This is a genomic window from Cupriavidus sp. 01L45 (genome assembly GCF_056399885.1).
On record NZ_JBFTSG010000013.1, the window covers coordinates 12,290 to 28,976 of the forward strand.

General features: G+C 65.0%; 20 protein-coding genes. 15 read left to right on the top strand and 5 right to left on the bottom strand.

The window, feature by feature from the left end:
- Nucleotides 1-10: 10 nt before the first annotated feature.
- Together AC1DT6_RS10955 and gpmA are read right to left on the bottom strand one after the other, a co-directional pair.
- Nucleotides 11-1,603, bottom strand: a complete 1,593-nt coding sequence (locus AC1DT6_RS10955) for a S41 family peptidase (protein ID WP_441626959.1) — start codon at nt 1,601-1,603, stop codon at nt 11-13.
- Between the two features lie 165 nt (nt 1,604-1,768).
- Nucleotides 1,769-2,515, bottom strand: coding sequence for a 2,3-diphosphoglycerate-dependent phosphoglycerate mutase (gene gpmA, locus AC1DT6_RS10960; RefSeq protein WP_477114668.1), 747 nt, complete (start codon nt 2,513-2,515; stop codon nt 1,769-1,771).
- A 140-nt stretch (nt 2,516-2,655) separates the two neighbouring features.
- Here gpmA and AC1DT6_RS10965 point away from each other — a divergent pair, with 140 nt between their 5' ends.
- From AC1DT6_RS10965 to AC1DT6_RS10985, 5 genes are all read left to right on the top strand, one after another.
- Nucleotides 2,656-3,069 (top strand): rhodanese-like domain-containing protein, encoded by a 414-nt coding sequence (locus AC1DT6_RS10965; RefSeq protein ID WP_441626963.1) that lies wholly within the window; start codon nt 2,656-2,658, stop codon nt 3,067-3,069.
- 135 nt (nt 3,070-3,204) lie between these two features.
- Nucleotides 3,205-3,462 carry a glutaredoxin 3 gene (gene grxC / locus AC1DT6_RS10970; RefSeq protein ID WP_477114669.1) on the top strand — a complete coding sequence of 86 codons (258 nt, stop codon included), beginning with the start codon at nt 3,205-3,207 and terminating at the stop codon, nt 3,460-3,462.
- A 160-nt stretch (nt 3,463-3,622) separates the two neighbouring features.
- Entirely contained in the window at nt 3,623-4,141 is a 519-nt protein-coding gene (gene secB, locus AC1DT6_RS10975; protein ID WP_441626966.1) for a protein-export chaperone SecB, read from the top strand.
- Nucleotides 4,142-4,248: 107 nt separating this feature from the next.
- Nucleotides 4,249-5,265 carry an NAD(P)H-dependent glycerol-3-phosphate dehydrogenase gene (locus AC1DT6_RS10980; protein ID WP_441626968.1) on the top strand — a complete coding sequence of 339 codons (1,017 nt, stop codon included), beginning with the start codon at nt 4,249-4,251 and terminating at the stop codon, nt 5,263-5,265.
- Nucleotides 5,266-5,405: 140 nt separating this feature from the next.
- On the top strand, nt 5,406-6,413 hold the full coding sequence (locus AC1DT6_RS10985) for a Bug family tripartite tricarboxylate transporter substrate binding protein (RefSeq protein ID WP_441626970.1): 1,008 nt from the start codon (nt 5,406-5,408) through the stop codon (nt 6,411-6,413).
- 20 nt (nt 6,414-6,433) lie between these two features.
- On the opposite strand, the gene trmL is transcribed toward AC1DT6_RS10985, so the two are convergent.
- Nucleotides 6,434-6,904: a tRNA (uridine(34)/cytosine(34)/5-carboxymethylaminomethyluridine(34)-2'-O)-methyltransferase TrmL gene (gene trmL, locus AC1DT6_RS10990; RefSeq protein WP_441626972.1), complete on the bottom strand. Its 471-nt coding sequence runs from the start codon at nt 6,902-6,904 to the stop codon at nt 6,434-6,436.
- A 128-nt stretch (nt 6,905-7,032) separates the two neighbouring features.
- The gene (locus tag AC1DT6_RS10995; protein ID WP_477102595.1) at nt 7,033-7,965 is read right to left on the bottom strand and encodes a double zinc ribbon domain-containing protein; all 933 of its coding nucleotides are present in this window, start codon (nt 7,963-7,965) and stop codon (nt 7,033-7,035) included.
- Here AC1DT6_RS10995 and AC1DT6_RS11000 point away from each other — a divergent pair.
- From AC1DT6_RS11000 to AC1DT6_RS11035, 8 genes are all read left to right on the top strand, one after another.
- A complete protein-coding gene (locus AC1DT6_RS11000) occupies nt 7,954-8,904 on the top strand; it encodes a methyltransferase domain-containing protein (RefSeq protein ID WP_477114670.1) in 951 nt (316 codons plus the stop codon). The genes AC1DT6_RS10995 and AC1DT6_RS11000 overlap by 12 nt on opposite strands.
- A 264-nt stretch (nt 8,905-9,168) precedes the next feature.
- Nucleotides 9,169-9,678, top strand: a complete 510-nt coding sequence (locus AC1DT6_RS11005) for a DUF2244 domain-containing protein (protein WP_441627092.1) — start codon at nt 9,169-9,171, stop codon at nt 9,676-9,678.
- Nucleotides 9,679-9,736: 58 nt separating this feature from the next.
- Nucleotides 9,737-11,002, top strand: coding sequence for a cytochrome c oxidase subunit II (gene coxB / locus AC1DT6_RS11010; protein WP_477114671.1), 1,266 nt, complete (start codon nt 9,737-9,739; stop codon nt 11,000-11,002).
- A 23-nt stretch (nt 11,003-11,025) separates the two neighbouring features.
- Entirely contained in the window at nt 11,026-12,630 is a 1,605-nt protein-coding gene (ctaD, locus tag AC1DT6_RS11015) for a cytochrome c oxidase subunit I (protein ID WP_035861038.1), read from the top strand.
- Nucleotides 12,631-12,690: 60 nt separating this feature from the next.
- A complete protein-coding gene (locus tag AC1DT6_RS11020; RefSeq protein ID WP_276265928.1) occupies nt 12,691-12,822 on the top strand; it encodes a cytochrome oxidase small assembly protein in 132 nt (43 codons plus the stop codon).
- A 17-nt stretch (nt 12,823-12,839) separates the two neighbouring features.
- The gene (locus tag AC1DT6_RS11025; protein WP_477114672.1) at nt 12,840-13,454 is read left to right on the top strand and encodes a cytochrome c oxidase assembly protein; all 615 of its coding nucleotides are present in this window, start codon (nt 12,840-12,842) and stop codon (nt 13,452-13,454) included.
- Between the two features lie 31 nt (nt 13,455-13,485).
- Nucleotides 13,486-13,698, top strand: a complete 213-nt coding sequence (locus AC1DT6_RS11030; protein ID WP_035861042.1) for a DUF2970 domain-containing protein — start codon at nt 13,486-13,488, stop codon at nt 13,696-13,698.
- Nucleotides 13,699-13,828: 130 nt separating this feature from the next.
- Entirely contained in the window at nt 13,829-14,689 is an 861-nt protein-coding gene (locus AC1DT6_RS11035; protein WP_441626980.1) for a cytochrome c oxidase subunit 3, read from the top strand.
- 168 nt (nt 14,690-14,857) lie between these two features.
- On the opposite strand, the gene AC1DT6_RS11040 is transcribed toward AC1DT6_RS11035, so the two are convergent.
- On the bottom strand, nt 14,858-15,067 hold the full coding sequence (locus AC1DT6_RS11040; RefSeq protein WP_035861044.1) for a twin transmembrane helix small protein: 210 nt from the start codon (nt 15,065-15,067) through the stop codon (nt 14,858-14,860).
- Nucleotides 15,068-15,151: 84 nt separating this feature from the next.
- On the opposite strand from AC1DT6_RS11040, the gene AC1DT6_RS11045 reads away from it, so the two are divergent.
- Together AC1DT6_RS11045 and AC1DT6_RS11050 are read left to right on the top strand one after the other, a co-directional pair.
- The gene (locus AC1DT6_RS11045; RefSeq protein ID WP_477102596.1) at nt 15,152-15,895 is read left to right on the top strand and encodes an SURF1 family protein; all 744 of its coding nucleotides are present in this window, start codon (nt 15,152-15,154) and stop codon (nt 15,893-15,895) included.
- A 133-nt stretch (nt 15,896-16,028) separates the two neighbouring features.
- A complete protein-coding gene (locus AC1DT6_RS11050; RefSeq protein WP_477114673.1) occupies nt 16,029-16,685 on the top strand; it encodes a cytochrome C oxidase subunit I in 657 nt (218 codons plus the stop codon).
- Nucleotides 16,686-16,687 lie beyond the last annotated feature (2 nt).

The following is a 16,687-nucleotide window of genomic DNA, read 5'->3' on the forward strand; positions in this document are numbered from 1 at the left end:
CATCAGGTTTTCAGGGAGCCTTGCCGGTCGGCGTGCCCAGCGGCGTTCCAATCGGTGCGCTCGCCGGCGGGGCGCTGGCTGGTGTCTTGCCGCCAGCTTTGGCCGGGGTGGTGCCAGACTTCGCGGAGGCCGGCTTGGCCGGCTTGTCCGACACGGCCACGGCTTCGAGCTTGGACTTCGAGCGCTTGACCGGCTGGCCTTCGAGCTGTGCGATCGCCTGCTGCAGCATGAAGTCCTCGGCCGAACCGAATTCGATCGGCTTCTTCTTGCGTTCCTTGTCGCGCTCTTCCGGCGACTTCTTGGCGTTGTCTTCCTCCAGCCGGCGCAACTCCTCGACGCGGCGCTGCTCGCGCTCGTTCATCTCGGGCTCCTCCGACTCCTGCTTGTTATGCAGGTGGCGCTCGGTGTCGATTTCGCGCGTGATCAGCGCGTCGTCAGGATCGCCTTCCGGGTTCTGGTCGACCGGGATGTCCGGGCGGATGCCCTTGGCCTGGATCGATTTGCCCGTCGGCGTGTAGTAGTACGCGATGGTCAGCTTGATGCCGGTGTCGTTGGTGAGCGGACGCACGGTCTGCACCGAGCCCTTGCCAAAGGTGGTCTTGCCCATGATCAGCGCACGCTTGTGGTCCTGCAGCGCACCGGCGACGATTTCGGAGGCTGATGCCGAGTAGGCGTTGGTCAGCACCACCATCGGGATCTTCTTGTACAGCGCCGGCAGGCTCTTGAGCGGATCGTCTTCGAGGGACGACAGCCGGTAGTTGTTGAACGTGGTCTTGTAGACGCGCTTGGCGTCGGGCACCTGGCCGTTGGTCGAGACCACGGTCACGTCATCGGGCAGGAACGCTGCCGCTACCCCGACCGCGCCTTGCAGCACGCCGCCGCCGTTATTGCGCAGGTCCAGGATCACGCCCTTGAGGTTCGGGTTCTTTTGCGCCAGTTCGTCCAGTTTCTTGCCCAGGTCCGCCACGGTGCGCTCCTGGAAGCTGGTCAGCCGCACCCAGGCGAGCTTGTCGTTGTCGATGAGCTTGGCCTTGACCGACTGCACGCGGATCTCGGCGCGCGTGATCGACACCGGGAAGGTGCGTTCCTCGCTCTTGCGATAGATGGTCAGCGTGACCTTGGTGCCCGGTTCGCCGCGCATGCGCTTGACAGCCTGTTCGAGCGGCAGGCCGCGCACGGGTTTGTCGTCGATACGGGTGATCAGGTCGCCGGGCTGGATGCCGGCACGGAAGGCGGGTGTGTCTTCGATCGGGTTGATCACCTTGACCAGCCCTTCTTCCTGGGAGATTTCGATCCCCAGGCCGGCGAAGCGGCCGCGCGTGCCTTCCTGCAGTTCCTTGAAATCCTTCTCGTCCAGATAGGCCGAATGCGGATCCAGGCTGGCGACCATGCCCTTGATGGCTTCAGTCAGCAGCTTCTTGTCATCGACCGGCTCTACGTACTCGCGCTTGATCTGGCCAAAGATGTCCGCCATCAGGCGCAGTTGCTCCAGCGGCAGGGGCCCTGAAGAGTTCTGCGCGGTGGCCGATAGCTGCAGCGTGGCGAGCACGCCGGCAACGAGTCCGGCAGAAACAAGACTTATGTTCTTGAGCGTCTTACGCATGAGGGCTGCCTGAACGTGTGAGGATTGTGCTGTGTCGGAGCCGGCCTGGCGTATCACACCGGCCGGTTTTGTCCGACAGTATAAGAGGGAGCGGCGAAAAAGGCCTGATCCACTGCATGAGGCGGCCGGGCGATGCGCCTGGGCGGCGCCCGCCCGGCCCTTGCCTCAGCGTGCCTTGCCCTGGTTCGCCACGGCGGCCAGGGAGGCGGCGATCGCTTCCTGGTCGCCCAGGTAGTAATGACGCAGCGGGCGCAGGTCGGCGTCCAGCTCGTACACGAGCGGGGTGCCATTGGGGATATTGATGCCAACGATATCGTCATCCGTGACCTGGTCCAGATACTTCACCAGCGCGCGGATGCTGTTGCCATGGGCTGCGATCACCACGCGCTTCCCCGATTTGATGTCGGGCGCAATGGATTCGTTCCATAGCGGCAGCACGCGGGCCACCGTGTCCTTCAGGCATTCGGTCAGCGGGATCTGCTCGTGCGGCACCTGGGCATAGCGCGGATCGTCGTACGCGACGCGCGGATCGTCCGTTTCGAGCGCCGGAGGCGGCGTGTCGTAGCTGCGGCGCCATACCAGCACCTGCTCGTCGCCGAACTTGGCGGCGGTCTCGGCCTTGTTCAGGCCCGACAGCGCGCCGTAGTGGCGTTCGTTCAGGCGCCATTCGTTCCGGACCGGGATCCACATCAGGTCCATTTCGTCCTGCACGTGCCACAGCGTGCGGATAGCGCGCTTCAGCACCGAGGTATAGGCTACGTCGAAGCCCAGGCCGGCTTCGCGCAGCAGCTTGCCTCCCAGCTTGGCCTGGGCCACGCCGGTGTCGGTCAGGTCGACGTCGACCCAGCCAGTGAAGCGGTTTTCGAGATTCCACGTGGATTCGCCGTGGCGGATGAGAACGAGTTTGTACATGCTGCTTCCAAAGCGTGAGAAACCTGTGTGCGCCATGCCACATACCGCCGCAGTTGTGTCAAGTAGGAGACAATGGCGGGTCGCGGGCACGAAACCGTCTATTTTATAATGCCGCCGACTCAACCCACCGGAATGCCAACGTGAATTTCTTCGCCGACTACAACAACCTTGCCTTGATCGCCCTCGCCGTGGTGTCGGGCGGCCTGCTGGCCTGGCCCGCCATCACGCGCGGAACCGCCGGCAAGACCGTCAATCCGGCCGCCGCGACCCAGCTGATCAACAAGCGCAATGCGGTGGTCGTGGATATCCGGGAAGCCACCGAATACGCCAAGGGCCACCTGCCGCAAGCCAAGAGCGCGCCACTCGCGGATCTTCCCAGCCGTGCCGCCGGCCTTGCAAAGGACAAATCCGTCCCAATCATCGTCGTGTGCCAGACCGGCCAGCGCTCGGGCAAGGGTCAAGCAGTCTTGAAGGAAGCCGGTTACAGTGAGATCTATTCGCTCGAAGGCGGCTTGGCCGCCTGGCAGCAAGCCGGCCTGCCCTTAGTCAAGTAAGGGGCGCCTGAAGCGGCTCCGGGGGCATGCCCCGTCGCCGCGCCAGCAGGGCGCCCGTCTTTGTCCGGTGTGGCGCAGTCCTGGCTTGCCGGCACCCGAGCTACGACCAGAGTCCCGTTTTTCAAGGAGAACCGCATGGCCCGCGTTGTGATGTACAGCACGGTAGTTTGTCCGTATTGCCAGATGGYCGAGCGCCTTCTGAAGGCCAAGGGCGTCGACGCGATCGAGAAGATCCTGATCGACCGCGAGCCCGGCAAGCGCGAGGAAATGATGACGCGCACAGGCCGCCGCACCGTGCCGCAGATCTACATCGACGAGACTCATGTGGGCGGCTTCGACGACCTCTCGGCGCTCGACCGCCAGGGCGGGCTGGTGCCCCTGCTGGCTGCCTGAAGGCCCCGCAGCCTCGGCGCGGGTGAATTCGTCACCCGCGTCATGTACCATATGCGTTTTCCAACCGGGTGCCGACCCGGGCCGTTGCCAGGGCCATTCCAGCCCGTGGCGCAGATGGTCCGTACGCCAGGTGCCCAACGCCTCTTTCCGGAAGCCTTTCATGAGCGACCAGCAAAACAATCAGCAGGAAGACCAGCCGTTCTTCAACATCCAGCGTGTGTACCTGAAGGACATGTCGCTCGAACAGCCGAATTCGCCCGGCATCTTCCTCGAGACCGAAGCACCGGCCGTGGAAGTGCAGGTGAACGTGGGTGCCTCGCAGCTGCAGGAAGGCATCTTCGAGGTGGTGGTGACCGGTACCGTGACCACCAAGGTGCAGGACAAGGTTGCCTTCCTGGTGGAAGCGCACCAGGCCGGCATCTTCGATATCCGCAACGTGCCGGTGGAGCAGCTCGACCCGCTGCTGGGCATCGCTTGCCCGACCATTCTCTACCCGTACCTGCGTGGCAATATCGCTGACGTGATCACCCGCGCCGGCTTCCAGGCCATCCACCTGTCGGAAATCAACTTCCAGGCGCTGTACGAACAACGCCTGCAGGCAGCCATGGAAGAAGCCGAAGCCGCACAGGGCGGCAGCAGCGGCATCGTGATGCCCGACGGCAGCCAGGCTCGCCACTGATCCTGCTGCAGTCAGTTGCAAAGACGGGGCCTCGGCCCCGTTTTGTCTTTCCGGCCCGCGTTACTTGATGAATGCGGCTTTGAGGCTGAACCAGCGAGGCGAACGCCATGAAAATCACTGTCTTCGGTGCAGGTGCCTGGGGCACCGCGCTCGCCAGCCATGCCGCCGCGGCCCACGATGTGGTGCTGTGGGGGCGTGACGTCACGCAGCTGGCGGGCATCGGCGCCGACCGCGTCAATGCCACTTACCTGCCCGGCGTACCGTTGTCCGGGCGGCTTGCGGTCGAGCCGGATTTCGAGCGCGCCGCGGCGCATGCCGATGTCGAACCCGACGGTCTCGTGATCGTGGCCACGCCCGTCTCGGGCCTGCGCGAAATGACGCGCAGGCTGGCCGCGCGCCAGACCGGGGCGTTGCGCATGCTTTGGCTGTGCAAGGGCTTCGAGGCCGGCACCAATGCACTGCCGCACCAGATGGTGCGCGAAGAACTCGATGCCGCCGGCCGTCTGCACGACACCAGCTACGGTGTGCTGACGGGCCCCAGCTTTGCCCGCGAGGTGGCGCTTGGCCTGCCGTGCGCGCTGACCGTGGCGGGCACGTCGCCCGCGCTCGCGGAACTGGCGCAGCATGCCTTCCATCACCATGCCATGCGCATCTACGGCAGCGACGACCTGGTCGGTGCCGAGGTAGGCGGCGCGGTCAAGAACGTGCTGGCGATCGCCACAGGCGCCAGCGACGGGCTGGGCCTGGGCCTGAACGCGCGCGCCGCGCTGGTGACGCGCGGCCTGGCCGAGATGACGCGGCTGGGCATGGCGCTGGGCGGCCGTGTTGAAACCTTTATGGGTCTGGCGGGCATGGGCGACCTGATCCTGACCGCCACGGGCGACCTCTCGCGCAACCGCAAGGTTGGCCAGCAACTGGCCGAGGGCAAGACGCTGGCGCAGATCCTGGCCGAACTGGGCCACGTAGCCGAAGGCGTGCGCTGCGCGCAGGCGGTGGCGGCGCTGGCAGCGGCAAAGGGCGTCGATATGCCGATCACGCGTGCGGTTTGCGCGGTGCTCTTCGAAGGGCTGCCCGCCGCCGACGCGGTGGCGCAACTACTGCAGCGCGACGCACGCGATGAGTGAGCGCATGCTGACCCGGCAACCATCGCGGACCTCCCGCGCCTGGCCGGTCGCTGCCATTTGCCAGGGACGCGAGTCCCTTCTTGATTGATTTCATTGAGTCCGGCGGCGATACGCTTGCGCATTTGCCACCGCCTTGCATCATGTCCCAAGACTTCATCGCGGCCCGCCGCCGCACCCTGATCGCCCTTGCCGCCGGCGCCATGTCCGGCATGGCAGGGACGGTAATGGCTTCGCCCGCGGCCTCCCAGCCCTGGCCAGCGCGCCCGATCCGCATGGTGGTGCCGTTCCCGGCCGGGTCCTCGCCCGACCTGATCGCGCGCCTGCTGACCGAGAAGCTGGCCGTCGCGCTCGGGCAGCCCGTGGTAGTGGAAAACCGCCCGGGCGCCGGCGGCAATATCGGCACCGGCATGGTGGCAAGGGCCGCGCCGGATGGCTACACCTTGCTGCTGACCATCAATGGCCCGCTAGTCACGGCGCCGACCCTGTCGCGCCATCTTGGCTACGACCCGGTGCGCCAGCTCGCGCCCGTGTCGCTGGTGGCAACTTCGCCCAATGTCCTGGTGGTGGATGCCCGCCTGCCGGTGCATGACGTACGCGAGTTCGTGGCGCTGGCACGGTCCCGTCCGGGCGTGCTGAACTACGGGTCGGTCGGCAACGGCAGCGCTTCCCACCTGGCGATGGAGCAGCTCAAGGCCGCGGCGGGGATCGACCTGCAGCACATTCCCTATCCGGGCTTCGCGCAGATCACCACCGCCATGGTCGGTGGCCAGGTGCAGGCTGGCTTCATGGTGCCGGCCATCGCCATGCCCCTGGTGACTGCCGGCAAGCTGCGCATCATCGCGGTCACCACCAGCGGGCGCACCGGCCTGTTGCCCGCGGTGCCAACCGTGGCGGAATCCGGCTATCCCGGCTTCGAGGCGATCTCGTGGCAAGCGGTGCTGGCGCCGGCGGGAACGCCCGCGCCGGTGATCGACCGGCTCTATCGCGAACTGGTGGCCATCATCGGCAGCGAGGATGTGCGCGCCAAGATGCGAGCCCAGTATTTCGTGCCGGCAGGGACGGCGCCACAATCGCTGCGCCAGACCATGGCGAGCGAAAAAGCGCGCTGGGACAAGGTGATTCGCGTCGCCGGCGTACAGCCGGAATAAAGCGCTTTCGTCAGCCCGGATCAGGCGCCGCCGGCAAAGCCGTTCTGGCGCCAGGCTTCGAACACGACGACCGCGACGGTATTGGAGAGGTTGAGGCTGCGGTTGTCCGGCCGCATCGGCAGGCGGATGCGCTGCGTGGCGGGAAACCACTCGCGCCGCTCCGGCGCCAGCCCGCGCGTTTCCGAGCCAAACACGAACCAGTCGCCAGGCTGGAAGCCGACCTGTCCAAACGGCGTCGAGCCGTGCGTGGTCAGCGCGAACATGCGGGTGGGGTCGGGCTGTTCGCTTTCCATCAGCGCATCCCAGTTCTCGTGCACGCGCATGCTGGCGTACTCGTGATAGTCCAGCCCGGCACGGCGCATGCGCGCATCCTCGAGCGGAAAGCCGAGCGGCTTGACGAGGTGCAGGCGCGCGCCGGTGTTGGCGCACAGGCGAATCACATTGCCGGTATTCGGGGGGATCTCGGGTTCGACCAGGACGACATTGAACATGGGAGTGGGCGGGCCGGAGGCGCCGCAGCCGTGAAACGCTGCGCAGCTTACCCTGCCGGGGGCCGCCTGTCACGCCGGGCAGTGGCGGGGAGGGTCAGCGCGTACTTCACTTGATGGCGGCGCCGGGCCTAGGGTGTGCGCAGCGCCACCAGCAGCGTCACACGCGTTGCGCCGTGAGCCTTCAGGACCCGCGCCGCTTCGCCCAGTGTGGCGCCGCTGGTCATCACATCGTCGACCAGGCCGACATGCAGGCCCGCGACATCGTGCCCGGGGCCGAGGCCGAAGGCGTCTTGCAGGTTGGCCTGCCGCGCGGGCAGGTCCAGCGTGGCCTGCGCCGGGGTATCGCGCAGGCGCGCCAGCAGCGTCGGCGCGGCGCGCACGCCGAGACGGCGTGCCAGTGGGCGTGCAATTTCCCAGGACTGGTTGAAGCCACGTTGCGCCAGCCGCCGCGGGGACAGCGGAATTGGCGCCAGCACATCGGGCAGAGTCAGTCCGCACGTGGCGGAAGCGGCCTGCCAGCGGCTTGCCAGTTCGCCCGCGAGCCAGTCCGCCAGCGGCAGCACGCCGCCGAATTTCAGAGCCAGCACCGTGCCGTCCTGCGGGCTGGCGTAGTCGCCGAGCGCGAGGGTGGCATCGAAGGGCGGCGGTTCATGGCGGCATTGGCTGCAGATCGGCGCATTGCCCGGCCCCGCGGCGCGCCCCAGGGGGCGGGCGCAGCAGCGGCAGCGCGGCAGCGGCGCCAGCAGCTCCTCCGCGCAGCCGGCGCAGACGGTTTCGTCCTGCACCGTGCCGCACAGCGCACAGGCCGCCGGCAGCAGCGCGCGCATCCAGCGCCGCGCATGCTGGCGCAGTGTGCTGTCGCCGGGGCATGCTGGCAGGTGCAAGGCGGGCGTGGGAGCCGGATGTGATGCCGGGCCGCCGCCGGCAGGCGCGGCGGCGGGCGCGTATACTTGCGGTCCGGTCGCGCTGTCCGCTGGCGCGCGCACCGTTTCCCGGACGGGCGCATCGCTGCGGCCGCCATCCCCATTCTCTTGCCGCCTGGTTTGACCGTGTCCCTGCATGACGCCGACTCCCCTGATGCCTATTTGCCGCCCACGCGGCTGACCCGCCTCGCCTTCGACCGGCGCAGCGCCGGTTTCGGCCAGCTCGATTTCCTGCTGGGCGAGATCGGCCAGCGCATGCAGGAGCGCATGCAGATGATCCGGCTGGCGCCGGCGCGCGCGCTCGATATTGGCTGCGGCCACGGCCGCGGCCTGGCCGCGCTGCGCGCCCAGTATCCGGATGCGCAGATCGCCGGCCTTGATATCTCCGGCGCCATGCTGCGCGAAGCGGCGCAGCGCGATCCCCAGCGCCAGTCCGGGTGGCTGGGGCGCCTGCTCGGCAAGCGCCCCACGTTCGACCTGGTGCAGGGCGATCTTGCCACATTGCCCTTCGCGCCGGCCAGTTTCGACCTGTTGTGGTCCAACCTCGCGCTGCACTGGCATCCCGAGCCGCATCGGGTCTTCCCGGAATGGCACCGGATCACCCGCGACGAAGGCCTTGTGCTGTTCTCGTTGTTCGGGCCCGATACGCTGGCGGAGTTGCGCGCCGCGTTCGCCGAAGTAGATGGCGACACGCATTCCCTGCGTTTCGTCGATATGCACGATATCGGCGACATGCTGGTGCACAGCGGCTGGTCGACGCCCGTGATGGACATGGAAACCCTGACCGTCACCTACGAGTCGCCGCGGACCCTGCTGCGTGAAGTGCAGGCCTTCGGCGGCCTGCGCCTGCCGCCGGTGGCCGGCAAGGGCGGGGGCTTGCGCGGGCGCGCCTGGCTCGACGCGCTGCTGGCCGCGTTCGAGCGGCGGCGCAATGCCGACGGCCTGATCCCGCTCACGTTCGAGATCGTCTACGGTCATGCCTGGAAGCTGGCGCCACGCGGCAAGCAGGCCGTCGACGAGCTGGGACACGCTGTCGTCCCGCTCGACAAGATCGGCCACGCGCGGCAGCGCAAGTAACGTGGCCGACGCCCTTGCATGCATCGCTCGCGCAGTCAAGCAGGCTTTCGCACGCACCGCGCTGAAGCACAAAAACTTGTCGCGCGCTAGCCCGTTGGTCAAGTGGCGGCCTTGTCCGTGTAGGCGAAGCGCCCTATAATGCGCCAGTTTGTCGCAGTGGTCTCCCTGGCACTATTTGCCCGAAATCGCACCCCAATGGTGCGTCCCAGGCGCAATCGTCCAGGCGTGCATCCGGTCACAGCGGTTGGCGATGCAAGGTTGGCGATGCAAGACTTGGGTATCGCATTCCAGACGGCGCAAGACGAATCCGACGGCAGGTCCGGCGGATCCGGCGCGCCGGACAAAGACTGGCTGATGAAGCGGAATTGCTCGCTGTCTCCACGCCAGGTTGGCTGGTTTTACCTCTCGATCGTCAGCATTTCGCTTGCCATCGCCTTGTTTTTTGCGTGGCGAGGGTCGTGGCTCGTCCTTCCCTTTGCCGGGTTGGAGCTGCTTGGACTGGGCATTGCCCTGCTGGTGCATGGGCGGCACGCGTCGGATTACGAACGCGTCAGCCTGGCCGACGGCAGGCTGGTAGTGGTTTCGGTCAGTGCAGGGCAGCTGACACGGCATGAGTTCAACCCGCTGTGGGTGCGGGTCGAGCTGGATGAATCATTGCGAGCGCTGGTGTTGCTGCGCTCGGGCGGGAGCGCTGTGCGGGTGGGGTGTTTTCTGGACCCGTACAAGCGGCGAAAGTTCGCGCAGGAACTCGTATCGGCTTTGCGTTATCTCTGAGAGGCAGCGAGGGCCCCGCGAGTGACAGATTTGAATCTGTAAATTGGGTAGATAACAAATGAAAATGTGGAAGAAGGCATCCGCAGCGTGTCTGGTGGGCGCGTCCCTGCTCACTAGTCATGCAGCCCTGGCAGTGGAAGACATGCCAGGCGGCCCCGCAGTGCGTCAGCTCAATCTGACCGAGCCGGTCACCAAGATCGCCGAGCAGATTCACTGGCTGAACTGGATGATGCTGATCATGTGCACCGTGATCTTCATCGGCGTTTTCGCGGTGATGTTCTACTCTGTGTTCACGCACCGCAAGTCCAAGGGCGCGAAGTCGGCCTCCTTCCACGAAAGCATCACCGTCGAGGTGATCTGGACCATCATCCCGTTCCTGATCGTCATCGGCATGGCCCTGCCCGCCACCAAGACGGTCGTGGCGATGAAGGACACCACCAATGCCGACATCACCATCAAGGCCACTGGCTACCAGTGGAAGTGGGGCTACGACTACCTGAAGGGCGAGGGCGAAGGCATCTCCTTCGTGTCCACCCTGACCACCCCGCGCGAACAGATCAACAACGAGGCCCCCAAGTCGAACACCTACCTGATGGAGGTGGACAACGAGATGGTGGTGCCCGTGAACAAGAAAGTCCGCATGGTGCTGACGGCCAATGACGTCATCCATGCCTGGATGATCCCGGCCTTCGGCGTCAAGCAGGATGCGATCCCCGGCTTCGTGCGCGACACCTGGTTCAAGGCCGAGAAGGTTGGCGTGTACCGTGGCCAGTGCGCCGAGCTGTGCGGCAAGGAACACGCCTTCATGCCCATCGTCGTGCGCGTGGTTTCGGACGCCGACTACGCCAAGTGGGTTGACGGCAAGAAGAAGGAACTCGCCGCCAAGGCCGACGACCCCAACAAGACCTGGACCCTGGAAGAACTCAAGGCCCGTGGCGAGAAGGTCTACACCGCCAACTGCGCGGTCTGCCACCAGCCGAACGGTAAGGGCGGCGGCGCGTTCCCGGCCCTGGACGGCTCCAAGGTCGTCAACGGTCCCGATGCTGGCCAGATGCACATCCTGCTGGAAGGCAAGGGTGCCATGCCGGTCTGGAAGCACCTCTCCGATACTGAACTCGCTGCCGTCATGACCTACACCCGCAACAGCTGGGGTAACAAGACTGGCGAAGTGATTCAACCGAGCGATTTCGTGAACGCCCGTGCCGGCAAGTTCCGCGAAGGCGGTGGCGCACCCGGCGCCAGCGGCGGCGACGCCGCACCGAAGACGGAAGACAAGCCCGCTGCCAAGCAGGCAAGCGCCGCGGGTGACCGCGCGGCAGGCTGAACAGGATTTCAGGAGTTTTCGCGATGAGTACTGCTACCCCGGACGCGCTCGCCCACCCGCACGACCACGCCCACGATGAGCACCACGATCATCCGCACGGCTGGCGCCGCTGGCTGTTCGCCACCAACCACAAGGACATCGGTACGCTGTACCTGCTGTTCTCGTTCACCATGCTGCTGTCTGGCGGCGCGCTGGCACTGCTGATCCGTCTCGAACTGTTCGAGCCGGGCCTGCAGTTCTTCCGCCCGGAACTGTTCAACCAGTTCACCACCATGCACGGCCTGATCATGGTGTTCGGCGCGATCATGCCGGCCTTCGTCGGCTTCGCCAACTGGATGATCCCGCTGCAGATCGGCGCATCCGACATGGCCTTCGCGCGGATGAACAACTTCAGCTTCTGGCTGATGCCCCCGGCGGCCCTGCTGCTGGTGCTGTCGTTCTTCGCACCGGGCGGCGCCACCGCCGCCGGCTGGACCCTGTACGCGCCGCTGTCGGTGCAGATGGGCCCCGGCATGGACATGGCGATTTTCGCCATGCACATCATGGGCGCCTCGTCGATCATGGGTTCGATCAACATCATCGTCACGGTGCTCAATATGCGCGCACCCGGCATGACGCTGATGAAGATGCCGATGTTCTGCTGGACCTGGCTGATCACCGCCTACCTGCTGATTGCCGTGATGCCGGTGCTGGCTGGCGCCATCACCATGGTGCTGACCGACCGTCACTTCGGCACGAGCTTTTTCTCGGCGGCAGGCGGCGGCGACCCGGTGATGTACCAGCACATCTTCTGGTTCTTCGGGCACCCCGAGGTCTACATCATGATCTTGCCGGCCTTCGGGATCGTCTCGCACGTCGTGCCGACCTTTGCCCGCAAGCGGCTGTTCGGCTATAGCTCGATGGTGTACGCGACCGCCTCGATCGCCATCCTGTCGTTCATCGTGTGGGCTCACCACATGTTCACGACCGGCATGCCCGTGACCGGCCAGCTGTTCTTCATGTACGCCACCATGCTGATCGCGGTGCCGACGGCCGTGAAGATCTTCAACTGGATCGCTACCATGTGGCGCGGCTCGATGACCTTCGAGACCCCCATGCTGTTCGCGATCGGCTTCATCTTCGTGTTCACCATCGGTGGTTTCACGGGCCTGATGCCGGCGGTTGCCCCGATCGACATCCAGTTGCAGGACACCTACTTCATCGTGGCGCACTTCCACTACGTGCTGGTGGCGGGCTCGCTGTTCGCGATGTTCTCGGGCTTCTACTACTGGGGTCCGAAGTGGAGCGGTTTCATGTACAACGAAACCCGCGGCCAGATCCACTTCTGGGGCTCGATGATCTTCTTCAACATCACCTTCTTCCCGATGCACTTCCTCGGGCTGGCCGGCATGCCGCGCCGCTATGCCGACTACCCGACGCAGTTCGCGGATTTCAACGCGATTGCTTCGATCGGTGCCCTGGGCTTCGGCCTGATGCAGGTGTATTTCTTCTTCTTCGTCGTGCTGCCGTCCTACCGTGGCGGCAAGGCAGCCGGAGACAAGCCTTGGGATGGCGCCGAGGGCCTGGAATGGACCGTGCCGTCGCCGGCCCCGTTCCACACCTTTGAAGTTCCTCCGCAGGTCAAGTAAGCAATGATGCGCGGAAGGATGGGCACGGCCCATCCTTCCGCGTCACGCAGGCAAGGTGTTATGCAGGATCCAAACAAAAGTCCATCGCAGGCAGACCGCAAGGCCTCGAATCGTCGTCTCGGCCTGATCCTCTTCTCCATCGTGATGGTTTTCTTTTTGGGTTTCTTCGCCAAGATGATTCTTCTCGGCTGAAGCTGCAGGGTATTGAGATGAGCGTGAGCCAGCAGTCAAACGATGCCACCGACAAGAAGTTCAACCGCGGGATGCTGCTGCGTCTGCTGGTGGTGGTGGCGTTGATGTTCTCGTTTGGCTATGCGCTGGTGCCGCTGTACAAGAAGATCTGTGAGATCACCGGCCTGAACGTGGTGACCACGCGGGATCTGTACGGCGGCCAGGTCAAGAATACGCAGGTGGACAAGACCCGCACGATCACGGTCGAGTTCGATTCCAACGCGCGCGGACCGTTTGCCTTCCGTCCGGTCAAGAGCAGCATGGAAGTGCACCCGGGCGAAATGACCACCATCGTCTACGAAGTGGCGAACGGGCAGACGCGCGATATCTCGGCGCAAGCCATCCCGAGCTACCTGCCCAAGCTGGCCACGCAGTATTTCAAGAAGATCGAGTGCTTCTGCTTCAAGGAACAGACGCTGAAGGCGAAGGAAGCACGCGAGATGCCGGTGGTGTTCGTGATCGATCCGGACCTGCCGAAAGACGTGAAGAACATTACGCTGTCCTACACCTTCTTCGAGATCGGTACGCCGGTGGCCCAGGCGCGGCAGGGCCCGCTTGAGGCGCAGCCGGCCGGAGCAGGCAAGGGCATTTGAGTAGCAGGTGAAGTGGTTGTAAGGGGTAGCCGTGGATGAGATGAAGGACGCGGTCAAGCGCAAGCTGTCTTTTGCGCAGACCCTGCGCGCGGTGTTCTGGTCGTTTATCGGCCTGCGCAAGGGTAGCGAGCATGAACGCGACATGGCACAGCTCAATCCGGTCCATGTGATCATCGCCGGCCTGATCGGGGTAGCCATCCTGATCGCCGTGCTGATCACCGTCGTGCGTGTGGTGGTGGGGTAGACAGACTGTCGCGCGCGGGAACGGGCAGGGAGAAGTAAAAGCAGGCAAAAGCATGCCGCCGGCCAGCAGTCGGGGCCGGATGTGCGGATAACGATTACTGAATCAAAGACTCTGAGCTGGAGATAAAAGAATGAGTGCGAATCGCGCAAACGCTCCGTACTACTTCGTACCGGGCCCCTCGCGCCATCCGATCACGGCAAGCTTTGGCTTGTTGCTGACGGCTGGGGGTGCTGCTGGTTGGGTAAACGGGCAGAGCTGGGGGCCGTATGTCTGCATCCTGGGCCTGGTGTGGTTCCTGTTCGTGCTCAAGAGCTGGTTCAGCGAGGCGATCAGCGAGTCCGAAACCGGCAAGTATGGCAAGAACATCGACCTGTCATTCCGCTGGTCGATGGGCTGGTTCATCTTCTCCGAAGTGATGTTCTTCGCAGCGTTCTTCGGCGCGCTGTTCTATGCCCGCAACATCGCCATGCCGTGGCTGGGCGACCTGAACAACAAGATCCTGTGGCCCGACTTTTCAGCCGTATGGCCTAACTTCGGCCCGGCCGGGGTCGTCGAGTCCTTCCAGACCATGGGCCCGTGGCCGATCCCGACGATCAACACGGCGCTGCTGCTGATGTCCGGCGTGACGCTGACCTGGGCGCACCATGCGCTGCTGGCCAACAAGCGCAGCCAGCTGATCCAGGGCCTGGTGCTCACCATCCTGCTGGGCGCGGTCTTCATGTGCTTCCAGGTGTACGAGTACCACCATGCGTACACGGAACTGAACCTCAAGCTGACCTCGGGCATCTATGGTTCCACGTTCTTCCTGCTGACCGGCTTCCACGGCTTCCACGTGACCATGGGCGCGATCATGCTGACGGTGGTGCTGGTGCGCGTGCTGAAGGGGCATTTCACCCCCGATCATCACTTCGCCTTCGAAGGCGCGGCCTGGTACTGGCACTTCGTCGACGTGGTGTGGCTGTTCCTCTACATCGTGGTGTACTGGCTGTAAGGCACCCGACTGCAGTGCCCGCCGGCGATGCTGGCGGAATCGCCGGGAGAGATCTCCTCCCGGCGAAGAACAACAAAAAAACAAGCGCCGCAGGAGTTTAGCCACTGCGGCGCTTGTTTTTTGCAGTTCGAACGCGTGTGGCCAGTCGCGTCGGCCGGCGCGCCAGGCTCAAGGCCCCATGCGAATACCCGTGCTTTGTATCCAGCCCATCCAGTGAGAGAACAGGATGAAGACGAACAGCGCCACGGAAAAGCCGACCCGGAACATCAGAGAGCGCATCATGTTCGGCGTCTTGCCGCGGTCGCGCATCATGAAGAATAGCGCCGAGGCCAGGCTGCCGATGATGAGGATGAACGCGATGATGATGACAATGCGCATGGAGGGCCCGCAAGTGCGGGGTCGGCTAGAGGTAATGTGCCATTATCGCATCGCCGCTCTCGAGGAAGCACTCGGGAGCTGCCCGTGAAGCTTTGGCGCGCGCTGAGCCCGGTTCCCACCATCGCCGCGCTGGTGGTCATTGCCGTCACTTGCGCGCTCGGCAACTGGCAGCTTGACCGTGCCCATGAAAAGCTGGCGCGTGCCGCGCGGCTGGAGGCGCTGGCTGCGCAGCGGCCCCTGGCGGTGGGCAGTGCCCTGGTCGAAGGGCAGGTAGCGGAGCGCCGGGTGCGCGTGCGCGGCCGCTTCGATGCGGCGCATACCGTTTTGCTGGACAATCGCCCACATGGCAACGGCACCGACAGCCGTGCCGGATTCATGGTGCTGACGCCGCTGCGCGTCGTGGCGAACGATCCCGGCGCGCCAGCGGTGCTGGTGCTGCGTGGCTGGCTGCCGCGCGACGCGCAGGACCGTACGCGCATCGCGCCATTCCCGACCGCCGAGGGCGATGTGGAGCTCGATGGCACCGCGCTGGCCGCGGTTCCCAAGGTCTTCAGCCTTGGCCAGGGCGCCAACGCGGAGGCCGGGCAGAAGATCCGACAGAATGTGGATCTTGCTGCATTCGCGAAAGAGCTTGGCGTGCCGCTGCAGCCCTTCGTGCTGGAGCAGCGCACCGATAGCGGCGACGGGCTGGCGCGCGACTGGGCGCCGGCGGATACCGGCGCCGATCGCCATTATGGCTACGCCTTCCAGTGGTTCGGCCTGGCCGCGCTGACGATGGTGCTGCTGGTGGCGTTGAGCTGGCGGCGCGCCGCCCGCATGGCGGCTTGAGAGACATGGTTACGACGGCAGCCGGCGCTTGCCCGCACGCGACAGGATTGCCGGCGCAACAACCAGCGAACCACAGCGGGACGGGGCGGTCAGATGACCGCAGCCGCCTCTAACGACAGACAGACGAAACACTATGCAACAGCCAGATCCCGCTTCCGCCCAGGCCGCCCGCGTCGCGCCGCAAGATTCGCGTATCGACGCCCGCACCCGCCGCGGGCGCATCCAGATGCTGTTGCTGCTGCTGGTGTGCGCTTCGCCTGTGATTGCCTCTTACCTCACTTATTACGTGTTCAAGCCGGCGGGCGGTGCCACCAACTATGGCACGTTGGTCGAGCCGCAGCGCCCGATGCCAGCGATGCAGATCGGCAACGAGCGGGCCGAGACCGTGCCGCTGGATAGCTTCAAGGGCAAGTGGCTGCTGGTCACGGCCGATGCCGCCGCCTGTGACGAGGCTTGTGCCAAGAAGCTGTTCACCATCCGCCAGATCCGTGCGGGGCAGGGACAGGACCGCGAGCGCATCGTGCCGGTATGGCTGATCAGCGACGATGGCCCGATCGATCCGCGCCTGTCGGCCGCCTACAACGAGCCCTATGCCGGTGTGCGCTTCCTGCGCGCCAATCGCGAAACCATGCAGAAATGGTTGCCGGCCGAGCAGGGTGGGCGGATCGAGGACACGCTATTCCTGGTCGATCCGCTGGGCAACCTGATGATGCACTTCCCCAGGGATCCGGACCCCAAGAAGATGAGTTCCGATCTGAAGAAGCTGCTCAAGTACTCTCGCATCGGGTGAGG

Excerpts from the sequence above, each read along its gene's own strand:
- gpmA (WP_477114668.1), bottom strand. The coding sequence starts at position 2,515 with ATGTACAAACTCGTTCTCATCCGCCACGGCGAATCCACGTGGAATCTC.
- AC1DT6_RS10980 (WP_441626968.1), top strand. The coding sequence starts at position 4,249 with ATGAAAATCACTGTCTTCGGTGCAGGTGCCTGGGGCACCGCGCTCGCC.
- AC1DT6_RS11040 (WP_035861044.1), bottom strand. The coding sequence starts at position 15,067 with ATGCGCATTGTCATCATCATCGCGTTCATCCTCATCATCGGCAGCCTG.
- AC1DT6_RS11050 (WP_477114673.1), top strand. The coding sequence starts at position 16,029 with ATGCAACAGCCAGATCCCGCTTCCGCCCAGGCCGCCCGCGTCGCGCCG.
- trmL (WP_441626972.1), bottom strand. The coding sequence starts at position 6,904 with ATGTTCAATGTCGTCCTGGTCGAACCCGAGATCCCCCCGAATACCGGC.
- secB (WP_441626966.1), top strand. The coding sequence starts at position 3,623 with ATGAGCGACCAGCAAAACAATCAGCAGGAAGACCAGCCGTTCTTCAAC.
- AC1DT6_RS11020 (WP_276265928.1), top strand. The coding sequence starts at position 12,691 with ATGCAGGATCCAAACAAAAGTCCATCGCAGGCAGACCGCAAGGCCTCG.
- ctaD (WP_035861038.1), top strand. The coding sequence starts at position 11,026 with ATGAGTACTGCTACCCCGGACGCGCTCGCCCACCCGCACGACCACGCC.
- AC1DT6_RS10985 (WP_441626970.1), top strand. The coding sequence starts at position 5,406 with ATGTCCCAAGACTTCATCGCGGCCCGCCGCCGCACCCTGATCGCCCTT.
- AC1DT6_RS11025 (WP_477114672.1), top strand. The coding sequence starts at position 12,840 with ATGAGCGTGAGCCAGCAGTCAAACGATGCCACCGACAAGAAGTTCAAC.
- AC1DT6_RS11005 (WP_441627092.1), top strand. The coding sequence starts at position 9,169 with ATGCAAGACTTGGGTATCGCATTCCAGACGGCGCAAGACGAATCCGAC.
- AC1DT6_RS10955 (WP_441626959.1), bottom strand. The coding sequence starts at position 1,603 with ATGCGTAAGACGCTCAAGAACATAAGTCTTGTTTCTGCCGGACTCGTT.
- coxB (WP_477114671.1), top strand. The coding sequence starts at position 9,737 with ATGAAAATGTGGAAGAAGGCATCCGCAGCGTGTCTGGTGGGCGCGTCC.
- AC1DT6_RS11035 (WP_441626980.1), top strand. The coding sequence starts at position 13,829 with ATGAGTGCGAATCGCGCAAACGCTCCGTACTACTTCGTACCGGGCCCC.
- AC1DT6_RS10995 (WP_477102595.1), bottom strand. The coding sequence starts at position 7,965 with ATGCAGGGACACGGTCAAACCAGGCGGCAAGAGAATGGGGATGGCGGC.